The 6,622-nt window shown below is 62.7% G+C and carries 7 protein-coding genes; 5 read left to right on the forward strand and 2 right to left on the reverse strand.

Annotated features, from left to right (window positions below):
- Window positions 1-19: 19 nt before the first annotated feature.
- From RV1423_RS26145 to RV1423_RS26165, 5 genes are all read left to right on the forward strand, one after another.
- A complete protein-coding gene (locus tag RV1423_RS26145; RefSeq protein ID WP_034303408.1) occupies window positions 20-904 on the forward strand; it encodes a branched-chain amino acid ABC transporter permease in 885 nt (294 codons plus the stop codon).
- A gap of 14 nt (window positions 905-918) precedes the next feature.
- Window positions 919-1,941, forward strand: coding sequence for a branched-chain amino acid ABC transporter permease (locus RV1423_RS26150; RefSeq protein WP_051516976.1), 1,023 nt, complete (start codon window positions 919-921; stop codon window positions 1,939-1,941).
- A 15-nt stretch (window positions 1,942-1,956) separates the two neighbouring features.
- Window positions 1,957-2,706 carry an electron transfer flavoprotein subunit beta/FixA family protein gene (locus RV1423_RS26155; RefSeq protein WP_034303410.1) on the forward strand — a complete coding sequence of 250 codons (750 nt, stop codon included), beginning with the start codon at window positions 1,957-1,959 and terminating at the stop codon, window positions 2,704-2,706.
- Window positions 2,707-2,734: 28 nt separating this feature from the next.
- Complete coding sequence (locus RV1423_RS26160) at window positions 2,735-3,679, forward strand: electron transfer flavoprotein subunit alpha/FixB family protein (protein WP_034303412.1); 945 nt, start codon at window positions 2,735-2,737, stop codon at window positions 3,677-3,679.
- A 75-nt stretch (window positions 3,680-3,754) separates the two neighbouring features.
- Window positions 3,755-5,338: an aldehyde dehydrogenase (NADP(+)) gene (locus RV1423_RS26165; RefSeq protein ID WP_081769022.1), complete on the forward strand. Its 1,584-nt coding sequence runs from the start codon at window positions 3,755-3,757 to the stop codon at window positions 5,336-5,338.
- A 9-nt stretch (window positions 5,339-5,347) separates the two neighbouring features.
- On the opposite strand, the gene RV1423_RS26170 is transcribed toward RV1423_RS26165, so the two are convergent.
- Window positions 5,348-6,250, reverse strand: coding sequence for a LysR family transcriptional regulator (locus RV1423_RS26170; RefSeq protein ID WP_034303414.1), 903 nt, complete (start codon window positions 6,248-6,250; stop codon window positions 5,348-5,350).
- A 102-nt stretch (window positions 6,251-6,352) separates the two neighbouring features.
- The coding region (locus tag RV1423_RS26175; RefSeq protein ID WP_034303416.1) for a winged helix-turn-helix domain-containing protein at window positions 6,353-6,622 on the reverse strand (270 nt) is incomplete at its 5' end.

Genomic DNA, 6,622 nt, shown 5'->3' on the forward strand with positions numbered 1-6,622 from the left:
TTTTACGGCTACAGACTCCATGGATATTTTCGGCATTCCCCTGCAAGCGATGTTGAGTCAGCTTTTGCTGGGACTCGTCAACGGTTCGTTCTACGCCATCCTGTCGCTCGGCCTGGCGGTGATTTTCGGCCTGCTCAACGTCATCAATTTTTGTCACGGCACCCTGTACATGATGGGCGCCTTCCTGGCCTGGATGGGCCTGAGCTACTTCGGCCTGGATTACTGGCTCATGCTCATCCTGGCGCCGCTGGTGGTGGGCGCGTTCGCCATCGTCATCGAGAAGACCATGCTGCACCGGCTCTACAAGCTCGACCACCTGTACGGCTTGCTGCTCACCTTCGGCATCACCTTGATGACCGAAGGCTTGTTCCGCTCGGTGTACGGGGTGTCCGGGCAGCCGTTCTCGGTGCCGCAGCAACTGTCCGGCGCCACCGACCTCGGGTTCATGGCACTGCCCAACTATCGTGCCTGGGTGGTGCTCGCGTCGCTGACGGTGTGCTTCTCGACCTGGTTCGTCATCGAAAAAACCAGGCTGGGCGCGTATCTGCGCGCCGGCACCGAAAACCCGCGGCTGGTGGCGGCCTTCGGCGTCAACGTGCCGCTGCTGGTGACCTTGACCTACGGCTTTGGCGGCGCGCTGGCGGCGTTCGCCGGCGTGCTGGCGGCCCCGGTGATCCAGGTCTCCCCGCTGATGGGATCGAATCTCATCATCGTCGTGTTTGCGGTGGTGGTTATCGGGGGCATGGGCTCGATCGCCGGCTCGGTCCTCACCGGACTCGCGCTCGGCGTGGTCGAAGGAATGACACGGGTGTTTTACCCGCAAGCGTCGGCCACCGTGGTCTTCATCATCATGGCGATCGTCCTGATGCTGCGCCCGGCCGGTTTGTTCGGCAAAGAAAAATGACCAGGATGACAGTTATGGACAAGAAACTCGGATACGCAATCGCCATGGCGCTTGCAATGGTGGCGCCGGCGGTGTTTTACCCGGTGTTTTTGATGAAACTGCTGTGCTTTGCCTTGTTTGCCTGCGCCTTCAATTTGCTGATCGGCTTTACCGGCCTGCTGTCGTTCGGCCACGCCGCTTTTTTCGGCGGCGCCGGCTACGTCGCCGCCCATGCGCTGAAAAGCTTGGGACTGCCTTTTGAAATCGGCCTGCTGGTGGGGGTGGCCGCGGCCGCCGCGATCGGACTACTGATGGGCGCACTGGCGATCCGGCGCCAGGGCATCTATTTCACCATGATCACGCTGGCACTGGCACAGATGCTGTTCTTCGGGTTTTCCCAGGCGTCTTTCACCGGCGGCGAAGACGGCCTGCAGGCAGTGCCGCGCGGACGCCTGCTCGGGGTGCTCGACCTGACCAACGACATCACGCTCTACTACGTGGTGCTGGCGATTGCCGCCGCCGGTTTCGCCTTCATCATTCGCATCATCCATTCGCCGTTTGGCCAGGTGCTCAAAGCGGTCAAGGAAAATGAGCCGCGCGCGATCTCGCTTGGATATGACGTCGACCGCTACAAGCTGCTGGCGTTCGTGCTGTCGGCCGCGCTGTCCGGCCTGGCGGGCGCCATGAAGGTCGCGGTGCTTGGCTTCGAAACCCTGATCGACGTGCATTGGGCGATGTCGGGAACGGTGGTCCTGATGACCTTGGTCGGCGGCCTCGGCACCATTGTCGGTCCGGTGGTCGGCGCCATCGTCATCATCACGGTCGAGAACAAGCTGGGCGACATCGGCAACTGGCTGGCGCTGGTGAGCGGCGTCGAGTGGTTCCGCACCCTGGGCGAGTCTGTGACGATTGCCACCGGATTCATCTTCATCGTCTGCGTGCTGGCATTTCGCCGCGGTGTGGTCGGCGAGTTGTCGGCCTGGCTGGCGGCACGCCGCGCTGCAGGGGGCTCATCGCGGCGTCCCCGCGTGACGGTTGAAGCGCCTGAACTTAATTGATAAGGAAGGAAAAATATGCGCGTCATGGTTCCCGTGAAACGGGTGGTCGACTACAACGTCAAGGTAAGGGTCAAGCCCGACGGCTCGGGCGTCGATATCGCCAACGTCAAGATGTCGATGAACCCGTTCGATGAAATCGCCGTCGAGGAAGCAGTGCGCCTGAAGGAGGCGGGCAAGGCAAGCGAAGTGATTGTCGTCTCGTGCGGCGTGGCGCAATGCCAGGAGACCCTGCGCACCGCGCTGGCGATCGGCGCCGACCGCGCCATCCTGGTCGAAACCGATGCCGAGCTGCAGCCGCTGGCTGTTGCCAAGCTGTTGAAGGCACTGGCGCAGCGCGAGCAGGCGCAGTTGATCGTGCTCGGCAAGCAGGCGATCGACGACGACTGCAACCAGACCGGCCAGATGCTGGCGGCGCTGCTCGGCTGGCCGCAGGCGACTTTTGCGTCCAGGCTCGTGCTGGAAAGCGGCAAGGCGCTGGTGACGCGGGAAGTCGACGGCGGGCGCGAAACGCTGTCGCTCACCTTGCCGGCCGTAGTCAGTACCGACTTGCGCCTGAACGAGCCGCGTTACGTGACCTTGCCCAACATCATGAAGGCAAAGAAAAAGCCGCTGGAGGCGGTGCGCCCGGCCGATCTCGCGGTCGACGTGGCGCCGCGCCTGCACACCTTGCAGGTGGTCGAGCCGCCAAGTCGTGGCGCCGGGATCAAGGTCGCCGATGCGGCGGAACTGGTCGCCAGGCTGCGCAACGAAACCAAGTCGATCTGATCGCTCCCCACATCAACAGGAAAACATCATGGCTGCACTCGTCATTGCCGAACACGACAATAACTCCTTGAAAGCAAGTTCCATGAACACCGTCACCGCCGCCCTCGAGTGCGCGGGCGAAGTTCACGTTCTGGTCGCCGGCCATCAGTGCGGCGCCGCCGCCGCCGCCGCTGCAGCGATTGCCGGCGTGTCCGGGGTACTGGTGGCCGATGCCCCGCAATTTGCCGATGGCCTGGCGGAAAACGTCGCCGCGCAGGTTCTTGCGCTGGCCGGCGGCTATACCCACATCCTGGCGCCGGCCAGCGCATACGGGAAAAATATCGCACCGCGCGTGGCCGCCACGCTGGACGTGGCGCAGATATCGGAAATCAGCAGGGTCGTAACGCCCGATACGTTCGAGCGCCCGATCTACGCCGGCAACGCGATTGCCACCGTGCGATCGGCCGATGCGGTCAAGGTCATCACGGTGCGCACGACAGCCTTTACGGCGGCTGCCGGCGGCGAAGGCCACGTAGCGACGATCGATCCAGTGCCGGCGGTCGCCGGCAGCGCCAGCAGCGTCTTTGTTTCGCGCGAGCTGGCGGCATCCGATCGACCTGAACTGACCGCTGCCGAAGTAATCGTTGCTGGCGGGCGCGGCATCGGTTCGGGCGACAATTTCAAGATGCTCGAGCCCTTGGCCGATCAGCTTGGCGCCGCCATCGGCGCCTCGCGCGCCGCGGTCGATGCCGGCTACGCGCCGAACGACTGGCAAATAGGCCAGACCGGCAAGATCGTCGCGCCGCGGCTGTACATCGCGGTCGGCATTTCGGGTGCGATCCAGCACCTGGCCGGGATGAAGGACTCGAAGGTGATCGTCGCCATCAACAAGGATCGGGAAGCGCCGATCTTCGCGGTCGCCGACTACGGCATCGTCGGCGACTTGTTTGAAGTTGTGCCCGAGCTCGCGCGCGAGCTGGCGCGGGCACGTTAGCGCCACAAGCATTCAAGCGGCTCGGCTGGTGCCGGGCCGTATTTACCCTTATTCACATAGCTAAGGATTGATAACATGGCAATTTCCATTCTCGGACACAATTACATCGGCGGCCGGCGTAGCGGCCAGGGCGCGGTCACGCAGCGCAGTGTTTCAGCGGCGACAGGCGAGGCGCATCCGCTGCCTTTTTTAGAAGCCACCGGGGCCGAGATCGATGCCGCGGTCGCCGCCGCCGAGGCGGCTTTTGGGCAATATCGCCAGATGCCGGCGGCAAGGCGCGCCGATTTTCTCGATACCATCGCCGAAGAGCTGGAGGCGCTTGGCGAAGATTTCCTCCCCGATACGATGCGCGAGACCGGATTGCCTGCCGCGCGGCTTCTGGGCGAACGCGCTCGCACCAGCAACCAGCTGCGGCTGTTCGGCAAGGTGTTACGGCGCGGCGATTTTTACGGCGCCCGCATCGATATCGCCTTGCCCGAGCGTCAGCCGATGCCGTGTCCCGACGTTCGCCAGTACAAGATTGGCATCGGCCCCGTGGCGGTGTTCGGCGCCAGCAACTTCCCGCTGGCGTTTTCGGTTGCCGGCGGCGATACCGCCTCCGCACTTGCGGCCGGCTGCCCGGTGGTGGTCAAGGCGCACGCCGGCCACCTGGTGACGTCCGAAATAGTGGCTGATGCGATCGAACGCGCGGTCAAGCGTTGCGCTATGCCGGCTGGCGTGTTCAACATGATCTATGGCGACCGCGTCGGCAAGCAACTGGTTCAGGCGCCCGGCATCAAGGCCGTGGGGTTTACCGGTTCGCTCCAGGGCGGCCGCGCCTTGTGCGACCTGGCCGCCGCACGTCCCGAGCCGATTCCGGTGTTTGCCGAAATGTCCAGCGTCAATCCGATTTTCATTTTGCCGCAAGTGATCGAGCAACGCGGGGCGTCGATCGCCACCGAACTGGCGGCCTCGGTCAACATGGGATGCGGCCAGCTGTGTACCAATCCGGGCATCGTGATCGGCGTGCGTTCGCCGCAATTCACCCTGTTTCTCGAGCGCCTGCGGACAGCGTTTGCCGCACATGCGCCGCAGATCATGCTCAACGGGGCGGTGCTGGCGAACTACCAGGCCGCCACCCGGCGCATGAGTGAGCTCGATGGCGTGCGGGTGCTGGTAACTGCCGAGGCCGGTCCCCATCAGGCCGCGCCTTACCTGTTCCAGGGCGAGCCGTCCTTGTTGGCCGATCCGTCCGCCCCGCTGGAAGACGAAATGTTCGGCCCGGCGACCGTGGTGGTCGAAGTCGGCAGCCACGCCGAACTGCTGGCTTTTGCGCGCGGCATGCGCGGCCATCTCACGGCCACCGTATTGGGCGAGCGCGCCGAACTGCTCGAACAGCAAGAGCTGATGTCCTGCCTGGAGGAGAGGGTAGGGCGTTTGCTGGTCAACGGCTTTCCGACCGGCCTGGAAGTATGCGATGCAATGGTCCACGGCGGACCGTATCCGGCGACCTCAGACGCGCGCGGAACGTCGGTCGGCAGTGCTGCCATCGACAGATTCCTGCGGCCGGTCTGCTTCCAGAACTATCCGGACGAGTTGCTGCCGCAGGCATTGCGCAAAGCAAATCCGCTCGGGCTGCTGCGTCTGGTCAATGGAGAGCAAACGCGCGCGGCCGGCTGAGCAAGCGGTTCAGGTCTTTCCGGGAAAGCTTGCCGCTACCGCGCGTTTGGCCGTATCGACAAACGCAGTCAACAGTGGCGATGGATTGGACTGTTTCCAGGCAAGCAGCACTTCTATCTTGGGCTGCCTGCCTTTCAATCGCTTGTAAGTGACATTCTCGAACCTGACCCGTTGCACCGATTCCGGAACGAAGGCGATGCCGTCGCCCGAACTTACCAGGCCGAGCGTGGTATACACCTGGCCCACGTCCAGCGCGACCTGGGGAACGAATCCGGCAAGCGCGCAGAGCTTCAGAGTGATCGCGTAAAAGTCCGGTGCCAGCCGTTGCGTATACACGATGAAGCGCTCGTCGGCGCAATCCTTGAGGTTGACTTCGTCTTCGCTGGCCAAGGGGTGATCGCTGGGCAAGGCCAACACAAATCGATCCTTCAGGATCGTCTCGCTTGCAATCCCATCGAATTGCGTCACCGGCCTGACGAAGGAGATGTCCACGTCGCCCCGTTCGAGCGCGTTGACTTGTTCGATGACGGGAAACCAGCGCAGCTGTACTTCGACCGTCGGGTAGCGTTGCCGATACGCCCGCATGATAGGTGGAAGCAGGGTGTACGAAGTATGTTCAAAAAAGCCGACCGCCAGCTTGCCGATGTCGCCCCGTTGGGTGCGCTGTGCCTCGGTGACGGCGGAGCTGGTTGCCAACAAGATCTGCTTGGCCTTTTCCAGAAAAACCCGCCCTGCATCGGTGAGCTCGATGTGCCGATTGGTCCGCTGCAGTAAGGTGACGCCCATTTCAGCTTCCAGCTGACGTATCTGCTTGCTCAGAGGAGGCTGTGCAATATGCAGGCGCTCGGCGGCCTTGGTGAAATGCAGTTCTTCGGCGACAGCGATGAAATAGCGTAAGTGGCGTAGATCCATGGGGTAGCAAGGGTAGCAAAAGGTAGCGAAGCTGGTTGTTCAGACGTCAACAACACAGTAACAGATTGGTTCGCTTTTTTCGGATAAAACATCCGATGCGCTTTATTTTGCCGCCGCCAGTGCGCGCGGCTGCTGCGCCGACAGCATGTAACCGCCGCAGCGCACCGTATGAATCAAGCTCATCGGAAACGGTTCATCCATTTTGCTTCGCAGCCTGCTGATCTGCACGTCGACGATATTGGTGTTCGGGTCGAACTGGTAGTTCCAGACGCTTTTCAAGAGCGTTTCGCGGGTCACCAGTTGTCCTTCGTTGCGCATCAAATACTCGAGCGGGCGGAATTCGCGCAGCTGCAGCGCGATCTGGCGGGTGCC

It is taken from the genome of Herbaspirillum sp. RV1423 (assembly GCF_000577615.1).
Lineage (GTDB): Bacteria > Pseudomonadota > Gammaproteobacteria > Burkholderiales > Burkholderiaceae_D > Herbaspirillum.

Bases quoted from the DNA above. Each gene is read 5' to 3' on its own strand.
- RV1423_RS26145 (WP_034303408.1), top strand. From the start codon at position 20: ATGGATATTTTCGGCATTCCCCTGCAAGCGATGTTGAGTCAGCTTTTG.
- RV1423_RS26150 (WP_051516976.1), top strand. From the start codon at position 919: ATGGACAAGAAACTCGGATACGCAATCGCCATGGCGCTTGCAATGGTG.
- RV1423_RS26155 (WP_034303410.1), top strand. From the start codon at position 1,957: ATGCGCGTCATGGTTCCCGTGAAACGGGTGGTCGACTACAACGTCAAG.
- RV1423_RS26160 (WP_034303412.1), top strand. From the start codon at position 2,735: ATGGCTGCACTCGTCATTGCCGAACACGACAATAACTCCTTGAAAGCA.
- RV1423_RS26165 (WP_081769022.1), top strand. From the start codon at position 3,755: ATGGCAATTTCCATTCTCGGACACAATTACATCGGCGGCCGGCGTAGC.
- RV1423_RS26170 (WP_034303414.1), bottom strand. From the start codon at position 6,250: ATGGATCTACGCCACTTACGCTATTTCATCGCTGTCGCCGAAGAACTG.